Origin of the sequence: Streptomyces venezuelae ATCC 10712, from assembly GCF_008639165.1 — a bacterium.
Classification (GTDB): domain Bacteria; phylum Actinomycetota; class Actinomycetes; order Streptomycetales; family Streptomycetaceae; genus Streptomyces; species Streptomyces venezuelae.
In genome coordinates this window covers 2,260,523-2,282,834 of sequence record NZ_CP029197.1, presented here as the reverse complement: position 1 = coordinate 2,282,834, position 22,312 = coordinate 2,260,523, and the positions used below count along the sequence as shown (strand labels likewise).

General features: G+C 71.2%; 25 protein-coding genes. 10 read left to right on the top strand and 15 right to left on the bottom strand.

The window, feature by feature from the left end; translation table 11 throughout:
* Positions 1-330 precede the first annotated feature (330 nt).
* The 4 genes from DEJ43_RS37765 to DEJ43_RS10215 all read left to right on the top strand — a co-directional run bounded on the left by DEJ43_RS37765 (position 331) and on the right by DEJ43_RS10215 (position 3,642).
* The gene (locus tag DEJ43_RS37765) at positions 331-1,623 is read left to right on the top strand and encodes a site-specific integrase (RefSeq protein WP_015033272.1); all 1,293 of its coding nucleotides are present in this window, start codon (positions 331-333) and stop codon (positions 1,621-1,623) included.
* A gap of 247 nt (positions 1,624-1,870) precedes the next feature.
* Positions 1,871-2,056, top strand: a complete 186-nt coding sequence (locus DEJ43_RS10225) for a hypothetical protein (RefSeq protein ID WP_106433830.1) — start codon at positions 1,871-1,873, stop codon at positions 2,054-2,056.
* A 135-nt stretch (positions 2,057-2,191) separates the two neighbouring features.
* Positions 2,192-2,812, top strand: coding sequence for a hypothetical protein (locus tag DEJ43_RS10220; RefSeq protein ID WP_041662330.1), 621 nt, complete (start codon positions 2,192-2,194; stop codon positions 2,810-2,812).
* 251 nt (positions 2,813-3,063) lie between these two features.
* Entirely contained in the window at positions 3,064-3,642 is a 579-nt protein-coding gene (locus DEJ43_RS10215) for a hypothetical protein (protein WP_233447935.1), read from the top strand.
* Here the strand turns inward: DEJ43_RS10215 and DEJ43_RS10210 are convergent.
* On the bottom strand, positions 3,629-3,928 hold the full coding sequence (locus DEJ43_RS10210; protein WP_015033268.1) for a hypothetical protein: 300 nt from the start codon (positions 3,926-3,928) through the stop codon (positions 3,629-3,631). The genes DEJ43_RS10215 and DEJ43_RS10210 overlap by 14 nt on opposite strands.
* A 159-nt stretch (positions 3,929-4,087) precedes the next feature.
* Here DEJ43_RS10210 and DEJ43_RS10205 point away from each other — a divergent pair, with 159 nt between their 5' ends.
* Positions 4,088-4,732: a DUF4231 domain-containing protein gene (locus tag DEJ43_RS10205; RefSeq protein ID WP_015033267.1), complete on the top strand. Its 645-nt coding sequence runs from the start codon at positions 4,088-4,090 to the stop codon at positions 4,730-4,732.
* Positions 4,733-4,753: 21 nt separating this feature from the next.
* On the opposite strand, the gene DEJ43_RS10200 is transcribed toward DEJ43_RS10205, so the two are convergent.
* Positions 4,754-5,512: a GntR family transcriptional regulator gene (locus tag DEJ43_RS10200; protein WP_015033266.1), complete on the bottom strand. Its 759-nt coding sequence runs from the start codon at positions 5,510-5,512 to the stop codon at positions 4,754-4,756.
* Between the two features lie 186 nt (positions 5,513-5,698).
* On the opposite strand from DEJ43_RS10200, the gene DEJ43_RS10195 reads away from it, so the two are divergent.
* Entirely contained in the window at positions 5,699-5,923 is a 225-nt protein-coding gene (locus tag DEJ43_RS10195; protein ID WP_015033265.1) for a hypothetical protein, read from the top strand.
* A 184-nt stretch (positions 5,924-6,107) separates the two neighbouring features.
* Entirely contained in the window at positions 6,108-6,368 is a 261-nt protein-coding gene (locus DEJ43_RS10190) for a DUF2277 domain-containing protein (RefSeq protein WP_041662329.1), read from the top strand.
* Here the strand turns inward: DEJ43_RS10190 and DEJ43_RS10185 are convergent.
* The 5 genes from DEJ43_RS10185 to DEJ43_RS37370 all read right to left on the bottom strand — a co-directional run bounded on the left by DEJ43_RS10185 (position 6,328) and on the right by DEJ43_RS37370 (position 10,655).
* The gene (locus DEJ43_RS10185; RefSeq protein WP_411572266.1) at positions 6,328-6,957 is read right to left on the bottom strand and encodes a DedA family protein; all 630 of its coding nucleotides are present in this window, start codon (positions 6,955-6,957) and stop codon (positions 6,328-6,330) included. The genes DEJ43_RS10190 and DEJ43_RS10185 overlap by 41 nt on opposite strands.
* 296 nt (positions 6,958-7,253) lie before the next feature.
* Positions 7,254-7,826, bottom strand: a complete 573-nt coding sequence (locus DEJ43_RS10180) for a DoxX family protein (RefSeq protein WP_078508642.1) — start codon at positions 7,824-7,826, stop codon at positions 7,254-7,256.
* A gap of 186 nt (positions 7,827-8,012) precedes the next feature.
* The gene (locus DEJ43_RS10175) at positions 8,013-8,663 is read right to left on the bottom strand and encodes an HNH endonuclease family protein (RefSeq protein ID WP_015033261.1); all 651 of its coding nucleotides are present in this window, start codon (positions 8,661-8,663) and stop codon (positions 8,013-8,015) included.
* Positions 8,664-9,088: 425 nt separating this feature from the next.
* Positions 9,089-9,757: an HAD-IA family hydrolase gene (locus DEJ43_RS10170; protein ID WP_015033260.1), complete on the bottom strand. Its 669-nt coding sequence runs from the start codon at positions 9,755-9,757 to the stop codon at positions 9,089-9,091.
* A gap of 184 nt (positions 9,758-9,941) precedes the next feature.
* Complete coding sequence (locus DEJ43_RS37370; RefSeq protein ID WP_146250776.1) at positions 9,942-10,655, bottom strand: peptidoglycan-binding domain-containing protein; 714 nt, start codon at positions 10,653-10,655, stop codon at positions 9,942-9,944.
* Positions 10,656-11,201: 546 nt separating this feature from the next.
* Between DEJ43_RS37370 and DEJ43_RS10160 the strand changes: the two genes are divergently transcribed.
* Positions 11,202-13,274 (top strand): MDR family MFS transporter, encoded by a 2,073-nt coding sequence (locus DEJ43_RS10160; protein ID WP_041663801.1) that lies wholly within the window; start codon positions 11,202-11,204, stop codon positions 13,272-13,274.
* 110 nt (positions 13,275-13,384) lie between these two features.
* Positions 13,385-14,191, top strand: a complete 807-nt coding sequence (locus DEJ43_RS10155) for a hypothetical protein (RefSeq protein WP_015033257.1) — start codon at positions 13,385-13,387, stop codon at positions 14,189-14,191.
* Positions 14,192-14,203: 12 nt separating this feature from the next.
* On the opposite strand, the gene DEJ43_RS10150 is transcribed toward DEJ43_RS10155, so the two are convergent.
* From DEJ43_RS10150 to DEJ43_RS10130, 6 genes are all read right to left on the bottom strand, one after another.
* Positions 14,204-14,689 (bottom strand): GNAT family N-acetyltransferase, encoded by a 486-nt coding sequence (locus DEJ43_RS10150; RefSeq protein WP_015033256.1) that lies wholly within the window; start codon positions 14,687-14,689, stop codon positions 14,204-14,206.
* 51 nt (positions 14,690-14,740) lie between these two features.
* Positions 14,741-15,082, bottom strand: a complete 342-nt coding sequence (locus DEJ43_RS10145; protein ID WP_015033255.1) for an antibiotic biosynthesis monooxygenase family protein — start codon at positions 15,080-15,082, stop codon at positions 14,741-14,743.
* 178 nt (positions 15,083-15,260) lie between these two features.
* Complete coding sequence (locus DEJ43_RS37365; RefSeq protein WP_158506252.1) at positions 15,261-15,419, bottom strand: hypothetical protein; 159 nt, start codon at positions 15,417-15,419, stop codon at positions 15,261-15,263.
* A gap of 589 nt (positions 15,420-16,008) precedes the next feature.
* A complete protein-coding gene (locus DEJ43_RS10140; protein ID WP_015033254.1) occupies positions 16,009-16,677 on the bottom strand; it encodes an O-methyltransferase in 669 nt (222 codons plus the stop codon).
* Positions 16,674-17,771, bottom strand: coding sequence for a DUF2330 domain-containing protein (locus tag DEJ43_RS10135; protein ID WP_015033253.1), 1,098 nt, complete (start codon positions 17,769-17,771; stop codon positions 16,674-16,676). The genes DEJ43_RS10140 and DEJ43_RS10135 overlap by 4 nt, the downstream gene beginning before the upstream one ends.
* Positions 17,772-17,939: 168 nt before the next feature.
* Positions 17,940-19,205, bottom strand: coding sequence for a cytochrome P450 (locus DEJ43_RS10130; RefSeq protein WP_015033252.1), 1,266 nt, complete (start codon positions 19,203-19,205; stop codon positions 17,940-17,942).
* A 228-nt stretch (positions 19,206-19,433) separates the two neighbouring features.
* Between DEJ43_RS10130 and DEJ43_RS10125 the strand changes: the two genes are divergently transcribed.
* Positions 19,434-20,603: a steroid 3-ketoacyl-CoA thiolase gene (locus tag DEJ43_RS10125; RefSeq protein ID WP_015033251.1), complete on the top strand. Its 1,170-nt coding sequence runs from the start codon at positions 19,434-19,436 to the stop codon at positions 20,601-20,603.
* Positions 20,604-20,692: 89 nt separating this feature from the next.
* Here the strand turns inward: DEJ43_RS10125 and DEJ43_RS10120 are convergent, their stop codons facing one another.
* Positions 20,693-21,094 carry an aggregation-promoting factor C-terminal-like domain-containing protein gene (locus DEJ43_RS10120; protein WP_015033250.1) on the bottom strand — a complete coding sequence of 134 codons (402 nt, stop codon included), beginning with the start codon at positions 21,092-21,094 and terminating at the stop codon, positions 20,693-20,695.
* A gap of 286 nt (positions 21,095-21,380) precedes the next feature.
* Positions 21,381-22,244 (bottom strand): ECF transporter S component, encoded by an 864-nt coding sequence (locus DEJ43_RS10115; RefSeq protein ID WP_015033249.1) that lies wholly within the window; start codon positions 22,242-22,244, stop codon positions 21,381-21,383.
* Between the last annotated feature and the right edge of the window lie 68 nt (positions 22,245-22,312).

Genomic DNA, 22,312 nt, shown 5'->3' with positions numbered 1-22,312 from the left:
ATGTGACTCAAAAGTGTGGTTGCATGACTGAGCGCTGACGTTGGGGGCCACCAATCGGACAAGTGGGGTGCCGATGTGTGTCCATGTCTTCTGCGTCGACGATCTGCCGCTCGGAGTATCGGTGTGGGTGGACTCCCGTGAGGCCCACACCCTCGTGTACGCCGACAGATCCCTCACCCATCAAGGCCGGCTCACCGACGCCGGTGCGACTGCCGTCAACCGCGCGCTCGGTGCCCGGCCCGGTAATCCGTCTCTCGCTACCGCCAAGCCCTGCCACTGAGTCAGTTTCGTGGTCCAGGATTGGATCAGGGGATCAAGCGAGGAGGCACCATGGCCTACGCGGAGAAGGTCTACAAGGTCCGCAACGGCAAGCAGACCAAGCAGTTCACCTGGAAGGCCGTCTACAAGAAGCCCGACGGGACCAAGGGGACCGCATCTGGATTCCCCACGAAGAAGACGGCCGAGGACTGGGGCAACGCCCAGGAGGCCGCGATTCGGACGGGCCGTTGGATCGACCCCAGCCTCATGCAGCGGACGTTCGGTTCCTGGGCCCGGGAATGGATGAAGGGGCAGGCGCCCCGAGGCACGACGACGGCCCGGCGCTGGGACCGCCTCGAAGCGGTCATCTTCCCCCGCTGGGGGAACGTGCCGATGTCCCAGATCACCTGGTACGAAGCAGAGTCGTGGGCCAACGCCCTGGCGATCGACGACGTCTCCGTCACCCACGCACTGTCCCTGATGTCGACGATCCTCAACGGCGCCGTGGATGCCAAGCACTTGCTGGTGAACCCGCTGGCCGGCCGGAGACGCCGACGAACCGCCGCGGCCAAGGAGGCGCTGCAGGCGAAGGAGGAGGCCAAGGGCAACCAGTACGCGCCGCCGGAGGTCGTTCTTCAGCTCGCACGCCGGGCCGGGCCTCTCGACGGCATGCACATCCTCACGGTCGCCTTCACGGGGCTGCGGTGGGGCGAGAGCATCGGCCTTCACCGCGACAACGCCCTGCTGACTCGCAGCGAGCACTACGACGGCGGCCTCTTCGAGTGCAAGGTGCTGCGGGTGGTCGAGGAGGTTGCCGAGTACCAGGAGCGCCTTCCTGACGGCAGCAAGGGCCCTCTTGTGCTCGCGCTGGAGCCGGTGAAGACGAGGGAGTCCAACCGGCGGATCGATGTGCCGCCTTTCCTAGAGGTGCTGCTGCACCAGCATCTCGAGAATGTGAAGACGCCGCAGCTCTTCATGACGCGGTCCGGCGCGTTCTGGAGGCGCGGCAACTTCGGGCGGCAGGTGATGAAGCCGGTAAGCGGTGGGAGGGCTGCGGCGCCGGCGGTTCGCGGGCACGCGCAGCGGGAGGGGTGGGAGCCGATCATGCCGGGCCTCACTATGAGGGCGATGCGGCATACGCACGACACATACCAGGCGCAGATCGGGGTGAAGCCGATCTTGGAGTTCGAGCAGGCCGGGCACAAGTACCCGGGCATCAAGGGCCGTTACCAGCACCCCACTCCGGAGATGCGGCGTGAGAGACTGGAAGGGCTGCAGGAGATCTACGAGCGCGCGATGCGGGCGCTCGGGTGGACGGAGATCTGGCCCCCGGCGGAGCCCAGCCCCCAGGATTCCCCTAAATGATCTCTGTGGTGGGCATGGTTGCAGGTCAGGGCCACGGTAACCCGGCTCTTACAAAGCAGATGTCGGCGGTTCGAAACCGTCCGCGCCCACCGTGTTGACCTCGCAGAAGGTCACCGTAGGCCCAGGTCAGAGCGTTGCTCGACCTGGGCCTTCTGGTTTTCTCCAGCGGCGCTCCCGGGATGGCCGTGTCGGATCCCACGCTCGTGGAGTGCTGGGTCTGTCGGACCTGGCGCCTACGCTGGAAGGCATGTCTGATACCCGCCTGCACAGAGAGGCCCCTGGCCCTGCCGCGCTCAATGACGCCATCCGTACCCTCTGGGTACGCGCCGGCGAGGAGCAGCGGCCACTGACGGCGGACGAGCAGCGGATCTATCAGGTACTCGTGGCCGCCTGGACCGAGGCGGTGCAGGTCAAGCAGGAGCTCGCGGCTTAAGGGCCCGACCGGCTCCTGCAGTGCCTAGGCCTGGCGCACGGTCACGGTCTGGTGCAGGTCGTTCACGCATTGTTTGCGGTGGGCTACCTTGAGCGTCTGTGTCGGCACCACCGGGGGGAACCCGTGCGAACCCGCATGCTCACCACTGCCGTGCTCTGCGTCACGCTGAGCGGCGCCGTCGCCTGCCAGCCCTCCGACGACTCCAAGGCACCATCGGCGCCCGCCGCCCCGACGACGACGGCGGCCCCCACGACCAGCAAACCTGCCAAGGCCAAGAAGGCCATCGTGCCGAACTTCGTCGGCATGGGCCTGCAGTCCGCTCAAGACGCGGCGCAGGAACGGGGCTTCTACGGCCTCACCTCTCACGACGCGCTCGGCCGCGGCCGCATGCAAGCCTTCGACAGGAACTGGAAGGTGTGCAACCAGAACCCCCCGGCCGGCGTGACGACGGCCACCAGCACCGTCCTCGACTTCGGGGCCGTGAAGCTGGAAGAGACGTGCCCGGCGAAGGAGGGCGAGGCGCCCTCCACCGCCGAAGGGAAGATGCCGGACTTCACCGGTAAGTCGATGAAGGCCGCTCGGGCGGCCCTCGACTCCAGCACGTCCATCACCGCGACCGACGCCACGGCCGAGGGGCGAATGGTCCTGATGGAGTCCAACTGGCAGGTGTGCGGCCAGACCCCGTCGCCGGGTGCTGCACTCAACGGACAGCCCGTCGAGTTCCTGGTCGTCAAGTTCGGTGAGGACTGCCCGTAGAGGCTGCTGAGTACGACGAACATCCCTCCCGCCAGCGGCGGGAGGGCTTGTCGCCTGAGCCCGTTCCCCGGGTCGTGCAGCGGTGGCGGCCTTACGAGCGACCACCGGCAGGGTGCCGAACTTCTCCTGGTCCAGGCGGTAGAGCGCCTCGGCGTGCCGCTCGGCGAAACCGACGCGTACCTCTGGAGGCGTTCGAGGCGGAGGTGCGTGGGTGGCTCGGGGTGGAGCCCTCCGGCGAGGAGGGCTTCGAGGTGATCGAGAATGTCGTTCTCGCGCTCAATGCCGGACCAACTCGGGGAGGGGTGAAGGTGGCAGGTGGTCTGCGGTTCAGCTGGGAGTTGGTCGGTGTCGGGGGTGCCACGTATCGGATCGGCGATGGTGCTTCGGAGCACGGGGCCCATGTCGGTTACTGCACGGACGCCCTCGCCGACCTGCTGTACGCCATGACCGGGCTCTACGGAGGCTCGTCCGGTGAACGCTTCTCGTTCGATTGCGAGCCCATGGAGGTGAGGTGGCTGCTCCGGCGCCAGGGGGCGGATGTCGGCATCGCCGTCTTCGAGTTCCCGGACGGGGGAACGACCTGGGGCTCGTCCGACGAGACGGGCGGTGTTCTTCTCTGGAGCTCGACCCAGCCCCGTACCGTGCTGTGCCACGCCGTGATGGAGGCCGCCGAGACAGTACTGCGGGAGCACGGTGAGGAGGGGTACCAGGAGATGTGGATGATGCACCCGTTCCCGGTTGCCGCTCTGCAGGATCTGCGGCGCATGCATCGACGGAGCGACGACTGCCGCCATCCGCAGTGCCGGCCGGCGCCGGCTACAGGCGGCTGAAGGTTTTCGGGGCGAACCAGGTGGACTGTTTGACCGCGTCGGCGAAGTCGATCGACAGGCCGTGCGGGCGTCCCTGCGTGAAGGTTCCCAGGTAGTGGACGGAGCCGATCTCGAACGTGATGTCCTTGTCGGTGACCGTGCCCGCCACGGGTTCCGTGGTCTGGACGCCGGAGGCGTCGATTTCCGCCTCGCCGGAGAAGGAACCGCCGTCCTGGGTGAGAGACAGGTTGATCGTCAGCCCGTTGCTCTGGGCCAGGCCCCAACGCCCCTTCACGTTCATGGGCATGACGTGCTCCTTAGCCGGGTGGCGTCATTCCCCTCTACGGTCCAGGTTAGCGCCGTGACCAGGCTCGCACCTGTCAGGGACGGGCCGGCGGGCGACCGCACCCCTGGGCGGCTGGATCGCGGTTGACGGGGGACCGACAAGGCCGGTGTACTCCGGGGTATGGCTGAGGTGGGGGACGCGCCCGGATCCGGGGTGCAGGGCGGTGAGATGACGCCGCAGCGGTACGTCGAGACGCGGGTCTCGCAGTACCAGGAGTGGTACGACGTCAAGGCGACGCGGATGAAGGCGATGCACCTGCGGATGCGGACCGTGTCCGTGGTCGGCGGGGCGCTCGTGCCCGTGTTCGTCAACCTCGACCTGGGGTTCGCGCGGGTCACCGCCACCGTGCTGAGTGTCGTGGTCGTCGCCGCCATCTCCCTGGAGAGCGTCTACCGCTACCGCGAGCAGTGGAAGAACTACCGGTCGACCGAGCAGCTGCTCGGGCACGAGCGGGTCTACTTCGAGGCGCGTGTGGGGCCGTATCACGGGCTGTCCAGGCGGGAGGCGTTCCAGACGCTCGTCGCCCGGGTGGAGAAGGCCATCGCCAACGAGAACTCCGCCACCCTGAACGTCATGACCCTCGGCGGTCAGGTCAGTGCCGACGTGCAGCAGGGGCTTCCGGCCGCGCGGGCCGCCGAAACCGTGGAGGCCGTGGAGGCCGTGGAGGCTGTCGAGTCCGTGAAGGCCGTGAAGGCCGTGACCGTCGTGAGGGCCGGTGAAGTGTCCCAGGAGGCGCCCGAGGGTGCGCCTGGAGCCCGTCCCTAGCACCCCGTCCCGGTTTCGGCGTCACGCGTCGAAGTCGTACTCCAGGACGTACGACGACGAGTCCAGCGTCATCTCGTTGAGCTCCACCGCCACCCCCGGGCCGGTGAACGCCGTGCGCCCGATCAGCACCACCGGCGTGCCGAACTCCAGGGCCAGCCGCTCCGACTCGTCCGCCGTCGGCATCCGGCAGCGGATCTCCTCGCGGAACCGCACCGGCCCGTGCCCCAGTTCGGCGAGCCGCGCGTAGGTTCCGCCCGGTCCCGTGTCCGGCTCGGTGATCGGCGTACCGCGCACCAACTCCGCCGACAGGTACGAGACCGACAGCAGGACCGGCTTGGCGTCGAGGACGAACCTGCGGCTGCGGACGCAGACGGGCGCGCCCGGTGCCAGGTTCAGCGCCCCCGCGACCCGCGCGCCGGCCTCCGTCTCGCCCACCTCGATCTGGTCCACGACCAGTTCCCGGTCCTCCACGTCCGCCGACCAGACGGAGCGCCCGTTCCCCCACCGGTCCCCGGCCAGGCGCGGGATGCCCCGGCGCCGCAGCGGACGGAAGACCCGGACGAAGACCCCGGCGCCCTTGCGCGCCTCCGCGAGCCCCTCGTTGCGGAGGACGGAGAGGGCCTGGCGGGCCGTCATGCGGGCCACGGCGTAGGTGGTCATGAGGTCGTTCTCGCCGGGGAGCCGGTCGCCCGGCGCGAAGGCGCCTGACTGGATCGCGGTTCTCAACTCATCGGCGATGCGCTGGTACTTGGGCCGACGAGCGCTGTCCTGGTCAGTCACGGGTGGACCACTCCCTTCATCTGCGGACACCCTACGGCGCACCCCGAGGCCAGGGTGCACGCGTGTACGCCGTCCCACCGGGTCGATCCATCCATCGGGGGACATCTCTAGAGATACGTTGACAGGGAGAGGGCGGGGGGCTTCTCTGGTTCTCCCCAGCTTCAGGAATCGGGACGGAGGGGATGCGTGCAGCCACTGCCCGAGGTCGGTGACCTCGTCCGTGACACCGCCACCGAGCGGGTCGGCTTCTACGTCGGGAGCGCCTCCGGACGCCTTCTGATCCGCGCCGTCCACGGCGGCGCCGAGTGGGAGGCCGACCCCGGCGACGTCCAGCCCGCCACCCCGCTGCGCGAGCTGCGCGCCCGCGCCGCCGAGATCAACGCGCGTAGCCGGCGTGGGCTTGGGGCGTGAGCCACGCCGCCCCCGGGCCTGAGTACGGGGCCGAGGCGGGCGTGGGTACGCGGCCGACGCGGGCGTGGGTACGCCGCCGAGCCGGGTGTGCGTACGGTGCCGAGCCGGGTGTGCGTGCGGTGCCGAGTCCGGGCCGCCGGTTCTGGTCGCGGCGGTTGTCAGTGGGGCGCGCCACACTGGAGGCATGTGCCGCAGCATCAAGACGCTCCGACCGCCCGCGCTGCCCGAGGAGGCGACCGAGGACGACATCCGCGCCGCCGCCCTGCAGTACGTCCGCAAGGTCTCCGGCTTCCGCGCCCCCGCCGCCCACAACCGCGAGGTCTTCGAGCGGGCCGTGGACGAGATCGCCGACGCCACCGCGAGACTCCTCGACGGCCTGGAGGTGCGCGGCGCGCACCCCGCCGTCAGGAGGCAGGCGCGGGAGCCGCAGCCGGACGCCGTATGAGGTAGGCGGCGAGGCCGCCCGCCAGGAAGAGCGCGAGGGTCGACACCCCCGCGCTGAACCAGGTCGCGCCCAGCCACTGACCGCCGAGCCAGCCGAGCCCCACGCTGTACGAGGCCCAGGTGACGCCCGCCAGGGCCGACCACGGCAGGAACTCCTCGGCGCGGCGCTTCGCCGTGCCCGCGCCCAGTGAGACCACCGACCGGCCCGCCGGGGCGAACCGCGCCAGGACCACGAGCAGGCCGCCGCCCCGTGTCAGCGCGGTGCCGAGACGTTCCTGCGCCATCGACAGGCGGCGGGACCGCGCGATCGTCCGGTCCAGCCGGGCGCTGCCCCGCAGCGCGAGCCGGTACGCGAGGAAGTCGCCGAGCACCGAGGCCGTGGCCGCGCAGAGGAGGAGGGGGAGCAGGGAGGGCACGTCCGGGGTGGCCGCGGTGGCGGAGGCGGCCGCCGTCGCGGCGGTGATCACCAGGAAGCCGCTCGGCAGCACGGGCAGGAAGACGTCGAGCAGGATCGACGTCGCCACCACCGGGTAGATCCACGGACCGGCGGTGAGCGACCGCAGCGATCCAAGGCTGTCGAGCAGATTCACAGGGCCAGAGCCTACGCGGGGGCCGGAGACCGTTCGGCGGGTGGGTGCCGGGGGCGTGAGCGGCGGACGGGTGCGGCGGCTGCGTGAACCTGTGCGGCTTTGCGGGAACCCGCCCGGTGCGAGGGGCCGGTTCCGGCGGGTGGTGCGACGGGAAAGGGCCGGAAGACGTGCTGCGGGTTCCGGCCCTTTCCTGTACGGCGATCCTCGGCTCACGGTGACCTCAGGCGGAGGTCATGGTGAGCTCAGGCGGAGGTCACCGTGGTCTCAGGCCGAGGTCACCGTGGCCTCGTGCCGGGTCAGGCCGTGACCGGCGTGGCCTTCTCCTCGCGTTCCGCGCGCGGCGCCGAGCCCGCGCCGACCCGGCCGCCGAAGAGCCGGTCGAGGGCCAGCGCGCCGGGGCCGGTGAAGACGAGCAGCACGAAGGCCCAGCAGAACAGGGCCGCGGTCTCGCCGCCGTTCTGCAGCGGGAAGAGGGACTCCGGCTGGTGGACCTTGAAGTACGCGTACGCCATCGAGCCAGAGGCCAGGAACGCGGCGGTCCGGGTGCCCAGGCCCAGCAGGACCAGGCCGCCGGCGCCGAGCTGGATCACGGCCGCGTACCAGCTGGGCCAGGTGCCGGCCGGGACCGTGCCGCCGCCCATCGCGCCGCCGAGGACGCCGAAGAGGGAGGCGGCGCCGTGGCAGGCGAAGAGCAGGCCCACGACGATGCGGAAGAGGCCGAGCGCGTACGGCTGCGCCTGGTCGAGACGGCCCGTGAGCGTGCTCGCGCCGCTGCCGGACGCGCCGGAGCCGGTCGGACCGGTCGGACTGGTCGGACCGGACGGACCGGTCGGGCTGCCCGTGGTGCTCGTGGTGTTCGGGTTGTTCATGGGGGGACTCCTTCGGCCTGACCTCGTCCGTGGGGCGGACGGGGAGTGGGGGACGGAAACCGATGAGGCCGTAAGGTTAGGCACCCCTCACTAGTACTTGCAAGTTCAACATTCAGCCACCGGGAAGTGTGCGATGCGGTGCGCTTCCCGGTGGCTGAGGCTGATGCGGCGTCAGGAAGCTTGTTGTCAGCAGCCGTTGAGCACCGACTGCAGCGCGCTCTTCTCGGCGGAGTCGACGCTGAGGTTCCAGTAGTACTTCACGTGCACCCAGGCGCGGGCGTACGTGCAGCGGTAGGCGGTCCGTGAGGGCAGCCACTCCGCCGGGTCTTGGTCGCCCTTCGACTGGTTGACGTTGTCCGTCACGGCGATCAGCTGCGGGCGGGTCAGGTCGTTCGCGAAGGACTGGCGCTGCGAGGTGGTCCAGGAGTTGGCGCCCGAGCGCCAGGCCTCGGCGAGCGGGACCATGTGGTCGATGTCGAGGTCGGAGGCGACGGTCCAGGTGGCGCCGTCGTACTGCGAGTACCAACTGCCGCTGGTCGCCGCACAGCTGGAGTCGGTGACGACGTTGACGCCGTCGCGCTTGAGGACGGTCTCGCGGGTGTTGCAGGCGCCGGACTGGGTGATCCAGTGCGGGAAGAGATCCCGGCTGTAGCCGGAGGAGGAACCTTCCGCCTTCACGGTCAGGGCGGCCAGGTAGGTGCGGGCGGTGGCGGCGCTGACCGGCGTGGGCATGGCGGCCTGGGCGGCGGGGGCGGTGGCCAGGAAGCCGGTGCCGGCGAGGGTGGCGGAGGTGGCGAGTACGGCGAGTCGACGCGCGTAGATCATGCCGACGGGCATGTGAACTCCCTTGATGTGGGGGGACCTTGGCGGGTGCCGTCCCCGTGGGGGCGCCGGGCGGCGGCCCGGTCATCGTCGCGGCGCGAGGTTTCGGTGGGGGGTGCGCCAGGTAACAGAGTGGCGACATGGACACGTCACATCAAGGGGTGTGAGGGGTCCGGTGGTGCGCCAAGTCGGTTCGGGGCGTGTCGGGTGGGCATGTTGCGCCGGGTCGGCGTGGTCGCGTCGGGTCGGCATGGCCGCGTCCGGGGGCCATGACCGCGGCCGTTGCGGCGGTTCGCGGCGAGTGCGCGACCAGGCCCCCGGATCACCCCGTGCGGGAAGGTTCCTGACGTTCCGTCCGGAACGGCTCGAGAACGGGCGGACGACGAGACCCCGGGCCGTTCCCGGCCCGGGGTCTCGTCGTCGTACGGAGCCTGGAGGCGCTACGGAAGGACGGTCAGCGCGATGCCGCCGTCGGCGGCGGGCTCCACCCGCAGGTGCGTGAGGTCGGCGACGTGCACGTCCGGCGCGAAGGCCGCCGCGCGCGGGCCCACGCCCACGACGCGCATGCCGGCCGCGCGGCCCGCCTGGATACCGGCCTCGGAGTCCTCGAAGACGACGCAGTCCGCGGGGGCGAAGCCCAGCTCGGCCGCACCCTTGAGGAAGCCCTCCGGGTCCGGCTTGCTCGCCCCGACGCACTCCGCGGTGACCCGGGTCTCCGGCATCGGGAGCGCCGCCGCGCCCATCCGCGCCTGCGCGAGGGCCTCGTCCGCCGACGTCACCAGGGCGTGCGGCAGCTCCGCGAGCGCGGCCATGAAGGCGGGGGCGCCGGGGACGGGTACGACTCCGTCGAGGTCGGCGGTCTCCTCGGCGAGCATCACCCGGTTGTCGGCGTAGTTCTCTTCCATCGGGCGGTCCGGGAGGAGGACGGCCATCGTCGCGTACCCCTGGCGGCCGTGGACCACCTTGAGGGCGGCGTCCGCGTCGAGGCCGTGCCGCTCGGCCCAGCGCCGCCAGCAGCGCTCGACGACGGCGTCCGAATTGACGAGGGTGCCGTCCATGTCGAGGAGGAGGGCGCGGGCGGTGAGCGTTGCCGGGGTGGTGGCAGGCATCAAGGGTCTCCAGAGGGGGTGGCGCGGAGAACGAAGCGGTCCCGCCCACCGGTCAGGGATTGCGGGCGGGGCCACTTTGTTTTTCCACGATACAAAACCGTCGGCCATCTTGGCCAACCCGTCCGCATGACGGGACCCCGGGACCCCCGGGCCCCGCGCCGCCGCCGGGGTCACACCTCGGGGGTCACACCTCGGGCGTGTTCTCCTCCAGCAGCCTGCGCGTCGTCGGGCCGTACACGCCCTCGGGGTCGTCCTGGACGTACCGCCACGACTGGTAACGGGCCACGGCCTCCTGGACCTCCTCGTCGAACCTGCCGTTGATGCGGCCGTGGTACGCCCACACGGCCTCAAGGCGCCGCTGGAGCTCCCTCACCTCGGGCCCGGAGGAGCCGAGGCTCAGCGTGACCGCTTCCTCCTCGCCCTCACCCGGCACCTCCGCCGGAGGCGTCGTCGTGGCCGGGCGCGTGGTCGTGGGCGCGGTGACCGGGGCCGAGGAGGAGGCCGGCGGCGCCGCCGCGCCGGTCGTACGTGCCGGGGCGCTGGGCGTCGACGTGGTGCGGCTCGCCGAGGGAGAGGGGGAGGAGGACGTGGGCGTCGGCGTCCGGCTGGGCGTGGGGGAGGACGTGCGCGGTTCCGGGCTCCCGGAGCTCGCGGACGGAGCCTCCGAGACGGCGAGGTTCAACGACGCGCTCGTGGTCACGTCGGGCACGGCCGCGCGGTCGTCGGTGCCCTCCCCGCCGCCGAGCACCGCCGCGGCCAGCGCCGCGGTGCCCGCCACGGCGACGGCGGCCACCGCGGCCACCAGCATGCCCCGCCTGCGGCCCCGCCCCCGCCCCTCGCCCCGCTCGTGGCCGGGCGGCGGGGGTACGTCGCTGACGCCGCGCAGGAGCAGGGGCATGGTCTCGGACGGGTCGCCGGCGGGCCCTGTCGGGTACGCGTCGGCCGGATGCGGCGCGGTCGGGTACGCGCCGGTCAGGTGCGTATCGGTCGAATGCGACGCGGTCGACGCGGTCGGGTACGCCTCAGGCCCCCCGCCCACCCCCTCCGGCCGGATCGCCGCGAGCTGGGCCGTCGGCGGGCCGTCCGCCCCGTACGAGCCAGGCCCCCCGACCCCGCCCCCCGGTGCGTCCTGCGCCCCGCCCCCCGGTGCGCCCCCCGGCAGGTCCTCCGGTGCGTCCAGTGTCACGTACGGCCTGATTCGGAGCGGATCGAAGTCTTCCGCCGCCGCCAGTTCTGCCTGGGCGCAGGCGCAGCCAGGTCTCTGTACACCGCATTCAGGACAGGCATGTCCGGTCATGATGGGTCCCCTCCCCGAGACAACTGCTGGCGATTATGCAGCCCGTCCCCTCCCGGAGGGCGAACAGTCGTGCGCTTCCGCAGGCCATATCCGGACATACGGACCAGGATGGGAATGCCGTACGCCGTGTTGCCCGAGGAGACGCCCATGGCCCAGGAAGTTCGCCCGGCCCCGCCCGGCGGCGGTGCGCCCGCGCCGGGGGAGGCGCAGAGCCACCGCACCGTCCTCGTCGCGATCGGCGCGCTGCTGCTCGGCATGCTGCTCGCCGCGCTCGACCAGACCATCGTCTCCACGGCCCTGCCGACGATCGTCAGCGACCTGGGCGGCCTGGAGCACCTGTCCTGGGTGGTCACCGCGTACCTGCTGGCGTCGACGGCGGCGACTCCGCTCTGGGGCAAGCTGGGCGACCAGTACGGGCGGAAGAAGCTGTTCCAGGCGGCGATCGTCCTCTTCCTCATCGGTTCCGCCCTCTGCGGCATGGCCCAGAACATGCCGCAGCTCATCGCCTTCCGCGCCCTCCAGGGCCTCGGCGGCGGCGGGCTCATGGTGCTGTCGATGGCGATCGTCGGCGACCTCGTCTCGCCCCGGGAACGCGGCAAGTACCAGGGGCTCTTCGGCGCCGTCTTCGGCGCCACCAGCGTCCTCGGCCCGCTGCTCGGCGGCCTGTTCACCGAGCACCTCTCCTGGCGCTGGGTCTTCTACATCAACCTGCCGATCGGCATCGTCGCCCTCTTCGTGATCGCGGCCGTGCTGCACATCCCGGTGCGCTCCACCCGGCACACCATCGACTACCTCGGCACCTTCCTCATCGCCTCGGTCGCCACCTGCCTGGTCCTCGTCGCCTCCCTCGGCGGCACCACCTGGGCGTGGGGTTCGGCGCAGATCATCGGTCTCGCCGTGCTCGGAGCCGTACTCCTGGTGTGGTTCGTGTACGTCGAGCGGCGGGCCGCCGAACCGGTTCTGCCGCTCAAGCTGTTCAGGATCCGCACCTTCAGCCTGGTCGCGGTCATCAGCTTCGTCGTCGGATTCGCGATGTTCGGCGGGATGACCTATCTGCCGACCTTCCTCCAGGTCGTGCAGGGCGTGACCCCGACGATGTCCGGCGTGCACATGCTGCCGATGGTCGCGGGCATGCTGATCACCTCGACCGCCTCGGGCCAGATCGTGTCGCGCACCGGCCGCTGGAAGGTCTTCCCCATCGCCGGCACGGCCCTCACCGCCCTCGGCCTGCTCCTCCTCAACGAGCTCACGGAGACCACCTCCACCTGGGTGATGAGCGTCTACTTCTTCGTCTTCGGCGCGGGACTCGGCCTGGTGATGCAGGTCCTCGTGCTGGTCGTGCAGAACGCCGTCGCCTACCAGGACCTCGGCGTCGCCACCTCGGGGGCCACCTTCTTCCGCTCCATCGGGGCCTCCTTCGGGGTCGCCGTCTTCGGCACGATCTTCACCAACCGGCTCACGCACAAGCTCGACGACGTGTTCGCGGGCGCCGCCGCCTCCGGGCAGGAGCTGCCGCCCGGGGTCGGCGCCGACCAGGTCGCCGCCGACCCCCGCGCCATCGGACAGCTCCCGGCCGCACTGCGTCCCTCGGTGCTGCACGCGTACGCCACCTCCATCACCGACGTCTTCCTGTACGCGGCGCCCGTCGTGCTCGTCGCCTTCGTCGTCGCCTGGTTCCTCAAGGAGGACAAGCTGCGGGCCTCGGTCACCGCGCCCGACACCAGCCAGACGCTCGCCTCCAACCCGGTCGAGCGCTCCTCGTACGACGAATGCGCCCGCGCCCTGTCGGTCCTCGGCTCCCGCGAGGGACGCAAGGCGATCTACGAGAAGATCACCGCCCGCGCCGGCCTCGATCTGCTGCCCGCGGCGAGCTGGTTGCTGCTGCGCATCCGCCGCCACGGCACCGTCGAACCCGCCCGGCTCGCCGAGCACGTGCCCGTACCCCTACGGGTGATCACCGAGGCCTCCCGGCAGGTGGAGGAGCGGCAGCTCGCCACCAGGGAAGGGCTCCAGCTGGTGCTCACCGAGGAGGGCGTGGCCGTCGCGACCCGGCTCGCCGCCGCGCGCGAGGAGTCACTCGCCGAGCTGCTCGGCGACTGGTGGGGGCCGGACCGGCCCACCGACCTGGTGAAACTCGTGGAGGAGCTGACGGCCGAACTCAGCGGCTCGGACGGGGAACGGCCGCACGACCCGGAGCCGCCCCGCGACCACCACGCCTGACCGCCGTGCTCCCCGACTCGGCGGCCCCCAGCCCGGTATGACAGTCATTCAGGAATCGTCGTTACGCTGTCCACCGCCCAAGATCACATCACAGGGGGACGGACAGCGGTATGAACAGCGAAGAGCCACGACAGGGCTGGCCGGCACCACCGGGACACCCGCCGACCGGACCCGCCGGCGGGCCCGGCGGCTACGGCGGACCCCAGGGTTACGGCGGCTACGCCGCCCCCGCGGCCCCACCCACCCCGCCGCGTACGACCTCGCACCGAGGGGCCTGGATCGGCGCGGCCGCGACCCTGGTGGCGGCGGTCATCGGCGTCGTCGGCACGTACCTCGTGAGCAGCAACAACAGCAACAACAGCAACAACGCAGCGAAGCCCACGCCCCCTCAGGCGCAGGGCCCGGCGACGTCGGCCGGCAGCCCGCAGACCCCGGAATCCACCGCGACCGCCGGGTCCACCCCGGGCGCGGAGTCCTCGGCGACCCCGTCGACCGAGCCGCCGGCCACCCCCACCGGGAAGCCCTCGGGGAAGCCCGCCGGGACGGTCGAATGGCAGGGCCCGCTGGCGATCGAGTACGCGGAGCCCAAGGACCTGGACTCCGCGCCCCCGGCGGAGTCCGAGATCAGGGAGGAGAACGATCTCTCCGTCTACCCCTTCGGCGACCACATGCTGCGCCCCGAGGACGGCACCAAGGTGCTGGTGTGGAAGGACGCCACGAACAAGACGCCCTCGTACGAGGAGTGCGCGCGGGACATCGAGACCCTGGGCACGACGACGGACCTGAAGCTGAAGACGGGCCTCGTCGTCTGCGCCACCACGGACGACGGCCGCCTCGCCCGACTGACGGTCAAGGAGCTGAGCGGCCTCGCCAGCGACACCCGCGGTGTCTTCGACGTCGTGGTGTGGAGCCGCTGACCGGCGTCCGGGTCACAGCTCCTTGCCGTACCAGATGTCCATGTAGGGGCCCGTGCAGTAGGCCGGTATCTCCGCGTACCCGTGCCGCGTGTACACGGCGCGGGCCTCGACCAGGTCCAGGCGGGTGTTGAGGACCATCCGGCGCGCGCCGAGGGCGCGCGCCGCGTCCTCCAGGTTCCGCATCAGCCCGGCGGCGCCGCCGAGGCCGCGGAAGGCGTGGCGGAGGAAGACCCGGGTCAGCTCGGCGCGTTCCGCGTCGAGCAGGAGCACTCCGCCACAGCCGGCCGGCTCGCCCTCGTGCCGGGCGACCAGGAACTGACCGGTCGGCGGGGTCAGCCGCTCGACCCCGTCGCCGGCCAGGCCCTCGTCGATCTCCGCCTCGGTCGCGGGGCGCTTCCAGTAGCGGCTCGCGACGTCGTCGTAGTAGCCGCGGCGCAGGGCGACGGCGTCCGGGGTGTGGACGTGCTCGGGGGTGAAAGTCCAGGTCATGCGCGCCATTGTGCGGCGCGCACGGCCGGGGACGCAGCCGGGTTTCCGGGCCGAGGCGGGTCAGCCCTTCGGGGAGGCCTGCTGGACGACCTCGAAGGACCAGAGGGTGGAGCCGGACGCAGCGGGCTTGGGCCGCTCGCCGCCGCCCTCACCACCGCCCTCGCCGCCGCCCCCGTGGGCGGCCTTCATGGAACCGTTCATCCAGTTCTGGAAGTCCTCCTCGCTGCGCCACCGGGTGTACACCAGATACTGGTCGGTGCCCTCGACCGGCCGCAGCAGCTCGAACCACTCGAACCCGTCGGACCCCTCCACGGCCCCGGCCCGAGAGGCGAAACGCTGCTCCAACACGGCCCGCTGCTCGGCCGGCACGGTCAGGACGTTGATCTTTACCACACTGGGCACTTGACACCTCTCAGAAGCACAGGCCGGGCGCTGCGCCGAGCCTTGATCGCATACGTGCAGTCTCGTACATCCGCCGGTCAAAGCGGCGTGAGGACGACTCGCAGGCGTCACTCGTGGCGCAGCGCGAGTGGGCTGGACTGCCCCGACCGTACTGAGCAGCGCCGATCGGAGACGACCCCTACCGCTGCGCCCACCACGTTCCCGCTGCCCCGCCGGCGGTGGTGATCAGGGCGACGAGCAACGGCGGGATGCGCTGCACGGTCAAGTGCAGGCCTCCGATGCGGAGTTCAAGGGCCGGTCGAATCGTGTGCTCTGAGGCGCCGCGCTTCGTCGTCATGGTTTGCAGTCCTCTCGATGGCTGGGGTGATGCGGTTCGCGCGTTCTCTGGCTCCTGTCGCGCGCCGTTGCGTACATCGAGAGATGAGGGACGCAACGCCACGAGGCGACGTGGGGTGCCCGGTGCGCATCACCCTTGTGCGGCAATGGCTGAGGGCCAAGGCCATGTAAAGCGAGTTCATGGGGTGCGGGGATCAGGAGCACTAAGCGTGGTCGTGTCCTTCGAACCAACCCCGGGGGCTGCGCTGGCCCCTCGGCGTATCGCGCTGATCACGAGAGAAGGCTATCGCTCCTGACCCCCGTGCCGTCATGAGCCGTATGCGTACAAAGCAAAGGCGGAAGTTTGACGCTATGGACAGCGCGGCCTCTTGGGGGCACGTCTGACATGCGGTTATGGCCTAGCCGGCGCCAGAGGTCCGCAGCGGCACCGTAGGCATTCCAGCGCTACTACCTGCACACCGAGGCACGGGCGAAGTTGGGCACGCTCGACGGCATCGCACGCCTCCCGGATCATCGAAAGAGGGGGGCCCGCGCCTGGACGCGTCCGGTGAGGTGCCGCTGTTCACCGGGCCGCGGCAGAGCGCGCCCGGTCAGGCGACCACGCGGGCGAGCAGTAGGCCGTCGTAGCCCTTGGCGCCGACGGTCTGGAGGGCCGTCGCGTCCAGCCGGGGTTCGGCGGCGACCAGGTCGAAGAGTTCGCGGGTGCCGGTGATCGCCGGGTCCTCCGGGTGCGGGGTGGTGATCTTCCCGCCGCGCACCACGTTGTCCACGATGATCAGCGTGCCGGGGCGGGAGAGCTTCAGGGCCCACTCCACGTAGCGCGGGTTGTTGACCTTGTCGGCGTCGATGAACACCAGGTCGAAGGGGCCGGCGTCCTCCGCTTCGAGGAGCGGCAGGCTGTCCAGGGCCGCGCCGGTGCGGACCTCGACGATTTTCTCCAGACCGGCGCGGGCGATGTTGGCACGGGCGACGTCGGCGTGCGCCGGGTCGTACTCCAGGGTGATGAGCCGGCCGTCGGCGGGCAGGGCGCGGGCCAGCCAGATCGTGCTGTAGCCGCCGAGGGTGCCGATCTCCAGGACCGTCCGCGCGCCCTGGGTGAGGGCGAGCAGGTGGAGCAGTTTGCCCTGGTTGGGGGCGACGGCGATCTCGGGCAGCCCGGCCGCCGCGGAGTCGGCGAGCGCGGCGGTGAGCACCTCGTCGGCGGGGGCGATCGTCTCGGTGAAGTAGGCGTCGACTGCGTTCCACTGAGGGTTCGTCATGGGGCCGAACGTACACCGGTGTCCGCCGTCGGGCGGCGCCTCGCCGCGCGTACGGCGAGCAGCGCCGCGACCGCCGCGAGGATCACGGCGCCGCCGACCGTGAGGAGCCAGACGGGGATTCCGTCGCCGACGGTCAGCAGCCGGTCGGTGTACTCGACCTGGCGGTACGGGGTGTCGGCGACGGCCCGCAGGTGGTGGTCGTCGTCGATCCGCTCCGGGTGCGGGAACTCCTGTTCCAGGACCGTCAGATGGACGGGGCGGTCTCCGGCGAGCGCGGCGAGGGCGCCGGAGGGGCGCTCGATCCGGCCGGCGAAGGTCACCTCGGGGGCGTCGCCGCCGATGGGCGAGCGGGGTTCCATCCGGTGCTCGGAGAGGATGGAGAGGCCGAGCGACTGGGAGGTCGTGGCGAGCCGCGAGAGGCGCATGGGGTAGACGAGTTCGGTGGACGCGAAGGTGATCCGCAGCGGGGTCAGTTCGCCCTGGAGGGTGGCGTCCTTCTCGTCGGGGGCGAGGCGGACGGCGACGTACTCCCACCGGCGGTCGACGTACGGCTGGAGCGCGCCGGTCAGCCGTTCGGGGAGTTCGTAGCCGTGGGTGCGCAGCCAGTCGCCCAGGGCCTCCGGGTCGGTGGCGGTGAGCCGGGCGACGTCGAAGGGGCCGAGCCGTTCGCGGCCGACGACGCCGACGGTGCCCGCGCCGGGAGCCGGGGCGCCGGCGCCGTCGCCGTAGTCGGTGTCGAACGGCCAGTCGTCGGCGCGCGGCCAGAAGTGGAAGCGGTCGCGCTGCTCGGGCTCGGTGAGCCGGCCGATCTCGTCGAAGAGTTCCGGGTCGCCGAGGCTCACGTCGGCGCGGTGCGGCACCGGCATGATCCAGGCGGCGTGCCGGGCGTTGCCGTGGACGTTGAAGCGCATGACGACGGTCTCGGTGCGGCCGTCCCAGCGGACGGCCGATTCCTCGCGGTCGACGCCGATGCGCTGTTCCTTCGTCGGGATCATGGCGCCGCAGCCGCAGGCGTACGCCGGTGCGACGAGCGAGCCGAGCTGGAGCGCGAGCAGCGCGACGATGGTGGCCAGAATTCTGTGTGTCCCCCGCATGCGGGGTGGGACGTGTGAGGTGACCTTCCGGTTCCGGCCGGGTTCCGGCGCCGCCGGGTCGCTTCCGGCCGGGCTCCGGTTCCGGCCGGGTTCCGGTTCCGGCGGGGTTCCGGCGGTCGCCGGGCCCCCGCCACGCCCCCGCCCCGCCCTCGCCCCACCCCCTACGGCTCACGCGGAGGCGCGGACCCGGAGTTCCTTGACGCCGTTCAGCCAGGCGGCCCGCAGTCGGCGCGGTTCGCCCGCGAGGGTGAGGTCGGGCAGGGCGTCCGCGATCGCGTTGAAGATCAGCTCGATCTCCTTGATGGCGAGGGACTTGCCGAGGCAGAAGTGGGGGCCGCCGCCGCCGAAGCCGAGGTGGGGGTTGGGGTCGCGGGTGATGTCGAAGCGTTCGGGGTCGGTGAAGACCTCGGGGTCGTTGTTGGCGGAGGAGTAGAAGAGGCCGACGCGGTCGCCCTTGGTGATCTTCTGTCCGCCGAGTTCGGTGTCCTGGGTCGCGGTCCGCTGGAAGGAGACGACGGGGGTGGCCCAGCGGACGATCTCCTCGGCGGCGGTCGCGGGCCGCTCGCGCTTGAAGAGCTCCCACTCGTCGGGGTGGGTGAGGAAGGCGTGCATGCCGTGGCTGATGGCGTTGCGGGTGGTCTCGTTCCCGGCGACGGCGAGCAGCAGCACGAAGAAGCCGAACTCGTCGGAGGAGAGGTTGCCCTGGCCCTCGGCGGCGACGAGCTGGCTGACGATGTCGGCGGCGGGGCACTCCTTGCGGGCGGCGGCCATGTTCATCGAGTAGCCGATGAGTTCCATGGCGGCCTCGGCGCCGATCTCCTCGGTGATGGCGTATTCGGGGTCGTCGTACGCGACCATCTTGTTCGACCAGTCGAAGATCCGGGAGCGGTCCTCCTGGGGGACGCCGATGAGTTCGGCGATGGCCTGGAGGGGCAGTTCGACGGCGACCCGGGTGACGAAGTCGAAGGTGCCGTCGGCGTCCGCGCCGCGCCGGGCCTCGTCGACGATGGCGTGGGCCCGGTCGCGCAGGGCGGTTTCCAGGCTGCGGATCGCGCGGGGGGTGAAGCCGCGCTGGACGATCTGGCGGACCCGGGTGTGCTCGGGCGGGTCCATGTTGAGCATGATCAGCTTCTGGACCTCGATCTGGTCCCGGGTGATGTGCTCGTTGAAGCGGATGACGGCGGTGTTCTCGTTCGAGGAGAACAGCTCGGGGTGGGTGGAGACGTACTTGACGTCGGCGTGGCGCGTGACGGCCCAGTACCCGCCGTCCGCGAAGCCGGTGACGCCGGGCGGCTGCGGGCACCACCACACCGGTGCGGTCTGCCGCAGCCGGGTGAACTCCGGGAAGGGGACGCGTTCGCGCAGCAGGTCGGGGTCGGTGGCGTCGAACCCCTCGGGAAGGTGCCCTTCGGGGAGATGGGGGCAGGCGGCCATCGGCAACACTCTCCAAATCTGATGGACCATCAGAAGTTGCCGGGAAAGTTAGTAACGAGTTCTACAAGTAGCAAGGGTCGGAACGGGAACTGTTGCCTCCCGGACCCTTGCGTACCCGCGGTAGCAGTCATAAGACTGCACTCAGAACTAGAACGCGTACTAGTTCCCCCGTGACGCCGACCGACGGGCTGCCGGGACGCCCCGTCCGGTCGAGGAGAGGACGAGCTCATGGCCGCGGAACCCGTCATCGTCGAAGCCGTACGCACCCCCATCGGCAAGCGTGGAGGCGCACTCGCCAACCTCCACCCCGCCTACCTCCTGGGCGAGACCTACCGTGAACTCCTCGGCCGCACCGGCATCCACGCCGACTGCGTCGAGCAGATCGTCGGCGGTACGGTCACCCACGCCGGCGAACAGTCCATGAACCCGGCCCGCACCGCCTGGCTCACCATGGGCCTGCCGTACGAGACCGCCGCCACCACCGTCGACTGCCAGTGCGGCTCCTCGCAGCAGGCCAGCCACATGGTCGCCAACATGGTCGCGGCCGGCGTCATCGACATCGGGATCAGCTGCGGCGTCGAGTCCATGACCCGCGTCCCGCTCGGCTCCGGGTCCAAGCACGGCCCCGGCAAGCCCTTCCCCGACGAATGGAACGTCGACCTCCCCAACCAGTTCGAGGCCGCCGAGCGCATCGCCCGCCACCGCGGCCTCACCCGCGAACGCGTCGACTCCCTCGGCCTGCTCTCCCAGGAACGCGCCGCGAACGCCTGGTCCGAGGAACGCTTCAAGCGCGAGACCTTCGCCGTCCAGGTCCCCACCACGGAGGAGGAGCAGGCCGCCGGACAGGGCATGTGGCGGCTCGTCGACCGCGACGAGGGCCTGCGCGACACCACCATGGAGGGGCTCGCCCGGCTCAAGCCGGTCATGCCGACCGCCGTCCACACCGCCGGGAACTCCTCCCAGATCTCCGACGGCGCCGCCGCGATCATGTGGGCCTCCAAGCGGATGGCCCGCGCCCTCAAGCTGAAGCCCCGCGCCCGGATCGTCGCCCAGGCCCTGGTCGGCGCCGACCCGCACTTCCACCTCGACGGGCCCGTCGACGCCACCCGCGCCGTGCTCGGCAAGGCCGGGATGTCGCTCCGGGACATCGACCTGGTCGAGATCAACGAGGCCTTCGCGTCGGTGGTGCTCAGCTGGGCGCAGGTCTTCGACCAGGACCTGGAGAAGGTCAACGTCAACGGCGGCGCCATCGCCCTCGGCCACCCCGTGGGGGCGACCGGCGCGCGGCTGATCACCACGGCGCTGCACGAGCTGGAGCGGACGGACAAGGAGTTCGCGCTGGTCACGATGTGCGCGGGCGGGGCGGTGGCGACCGGGACGATCATCCAGCGGCTGTAGGGACCTGTAAGGACCGGAAAACGCCGCAGGCCCCGCCCTCCCTGACGGGAGGCGGGGCCTTGCGGAGGGCGCTGGTGCGGCGGTGACTCTTAGTACCAGCCGTTGGCCTGCCAGAACGCCCAGGCGGCGTTCGGGGAGCCGTAGCGCTCGTTCATGTAGTTGAGACCCCACTTGATCTGGGTGGCGGGGTTGGTCTTCCAGTCGGAACCGGCCGAGGACATCTTCGAGGCCGGCAGGGCCTGGACCAGGCCGTAGGCGCCGCTGGAGGAGTTGGTCGCGGTGTGGTTCCAGTGCGACTCGTGCTCCACGATCTTGCTGAACGACGCGTACTGCGAAGCGGGGACGATCTCTCGGGCGAGCTCCTGCGGGCTGGCGGCCGAGGCCGAGCCCGTCGTGCCGAGCACCGCACCCGACGCGCCCAGCAGCACGGCTGCGGAGGCGGCGAAGGTCTTCTTGCGGGCAGAGACGCGAGTGGCGAGCGAGCGGATCAAGGTTTCGACCTAACGTCGGGGACAAGGGGCGCGCCAGGCGTTTTCGGCAAGCCGGAACCAGAGCCCGGGGAACCCGGGAACTGGGGGGAACCGGCCGTCCGAGGCGCTGCGGTGAGCACCGGCTGCCTGGCGACGTCCACCAGAGAAGCAGGGCCGGAACGCCGATGCAACGACCCCCTGTACGAGGAAGGTTCGGACCCCGGGGGAAGGTCCCGGACCTGGTCCGGTGGGCGTTTGCGCAGGTCATGCCCTGCTGTGGGCGATTTGGGAGGGTACCGCCCGGCTACTATTCCGGCTCGTACGTGACGTAGGTCCTGTGGGGCGCCTCACCCGCCGGGGGCTTTTCGAGGCCCCCGAATGTGACCTGGGCCTCGAAGTTGGCCCGCCGCGTCGCCCGCCGCAGAGCCCTGAGGAGGGTGCCGCCGATGGTCAGGGTGAGGACCACGGTGAGAACGGCGCGGCCCAGGTCCCAGCCGAGGGAGGTGGCCGTGACATAGGCGAGGAAACGGACCAGGTTCTCGTACGGCGGGGCGCCCGGCTGGAACGAGATGCCGCTGCTCAGGCCCTGGAGCAGCACCCAGCCCTGCAGATTCATGATCGTGCCGTACGCGAACGCCGCCGCGAAGCCGTACGCCGAGAGCATCAGCAACTCGCCCCGGCCCCGCAGCCGGCCCGGCCCCGGCAGCAGCCCGGCGCCCATCGTGAACCAGCCCATCGACAGCATCTGGAACGGCATCCACGGCCCCACACCACCCGTGAGCAGGGCGGACGCGAACATCGTCACCGCGCCGAGGACGAAGCCGAAGCCCGGGCCCAGGACCCGGCCGCTCAGCACCATCAGGAAGAACATCGGCTCCAGACCGGCCGTCCCCGCCCCCAGCGGCCGCAGGGCCGCGCCGACCGCCGCGAGCACGCCCAGCATCGCCACCGCCTTCGCGTCCATCCCGCAGTCGGCGATCGTCGCCACCACCACCGCGACGAGCAGCGGAAGCAGCGCGGCGAACAGCCACGGGGCGTCACCGGCGTGCGAGGTGACGGCCGAGCCGGCGTCCGCGAAGAGGGGCCAGCAGAAGGCGGCGAGCCCGACGAGGGAGACGAGGACGAGGGCGGTCACGGAACGTGGACCGAGCCGTACGGGGCGTGCGCCCACCTTGCCGCCGCGGCCGCCCGCCGGGCCTCCCGCCTTGCCACCGCGGCCGCCCGCCGGGCCTCCCGCCC

What these genes read in the sequence shown, in the direction of transcription:
- DEJ43_RS37765 (WP_015033272.1), top strand. Translation starts at nt 331, where the DNA reads ATGGCCTACGCGGAGAAGGTCTACAAGGTCCGCAACGGCAAGCAGACC.
- DEJ43_RS10225 (WP_106433830.1), top strand. Translation starts at nt 1,871, where the DNA reads ATGTCTGATACCCGCCTGCACAGAGAGGCCCCTGGCCCTGCCGCGCTC.
- DEJ43_RS10220 (WP_041662330.1), top strand. Translation starts at nt 2,192, where the DNA reads ATGCTCACCACTGCCGTGCTCTGCGTCACGCTGAGCGGCGCCGTCGCC.
- DEJ43_RS10210 (WP_015033268.1), bottom strand. Translation starts at nt 3,928, where the DNA reads ATGCCCATGAACGTGAAGGGGCGTTGGGGCCTGGCCCAGAGCAACGGG.
- DEJ43_RS10205 (WP_015033267.1), top strand. Translation starts at nt 4,088, where the DNA reads ATGGCTGAGGTGGGGGACGCGCCCGGATCCGGGGTGCAGGGCGGTGAG.
- DEJ43_RS10190 (WP_041662329.1), top strand. Translation starts at nt 6,108, where the DNA reads ATGTGCCGCAGCATCAAGACGCTCCGACCGCCCGCGCTGCCCGAGGAG.
- DEJ43_RS10180 (WP_078508642.1), bottom strand. Translation starts at nt 7,826, where the DNA reads ATGAACAACCCGAACACCACGAGCACCACGGGCAGCCCGACCGGTCCG.
- DEJ43_RS10175 (WP_015033261.1), bottom strand. Translation starts at nt 8,663, where the DNA reads ATGCCCGTCGGCATGATCTACGCGCGTCGACTCGCCGTACTCGCCACC.
- DEJ43_RS10170 (WP_015033260.1), bottom strand. Translation starts at nt 9,757, where the DNA reads ATGCCTGCCACCACCCCGGCAACGCTCACCGCCCGCGCCCTCCTCCTC.
- DEJ43_RS37370 (WP_146250776.1), bottom strand. Translation starts at nt 10,655, where the DNA reads ATGCCCCTGCTCCTGCGCGGCGTCAGCGACGTACCCCCGCCGCCCGGC.
- DEJ43_RS10160 (WP_041663801.1), top strand. Translation starts at nt 11,202, where the DNA reads ATGGCCCAGGAAGTTCGCCCGGCCCCGCCCGGCGGCGGTGCGCCCGCG.
- DEJ43_RS10155 (WP_015033257.1), top strand. Translation starts at nt 13,385, where the DNA reads ATGAACAGCGAAGAGCCACGACAGGGCTGGCCGGCACCACCGGGACAC.
- DEJ43_RS10150 (WP_015033256.1), bottom strand. Translation starts at nt 14,689, where the DNA reads ATGGCGCGCATGACCTGGACTTTCACCCCCGAGCACGTCCACACCCCG.
- DEJ43_RS37365 (WP_158506252.1), bottom strand. Translation starts at nt 15,419, where the DNA reads ATGACGACGAAGCGCGGCGCCTCAGAGCACACGATTCGACCGGCCCTT.
- DEJ43_RS10140 (WP_015033254.1), bottom strand. Translation starts at nt 16,677, where the DNA reads ATGACGAACCCTCAGTGGAACGCAGTCGACGCCTACTTCACCGAGACG.
- DEJ43_RS10135 (WP_015033253.1), bottom strand. Translation starts at nt 17,771, where the DNA reads ATGCGGGGGACACACAGAATTCTGGCCACCATCGTCGCGCTGCTCGCG.
- DEJ43_RS10130 (WP_015033252.1), bottom strand. Translation starts at nt 19,205, where the DNA reads ATGGCCGCCTGCCCCCATCTCCCCGAAGGGCACCTTCCCGAGGGGTTC.
- DEJ43_RS10125 (WP_015033251.1), top strand. Translation starts at nt 19,434, where the DNA reads ATGGCCGCGGAACCCGTCATCGTCGAAGCCGTACGCACCCCCATCGGC.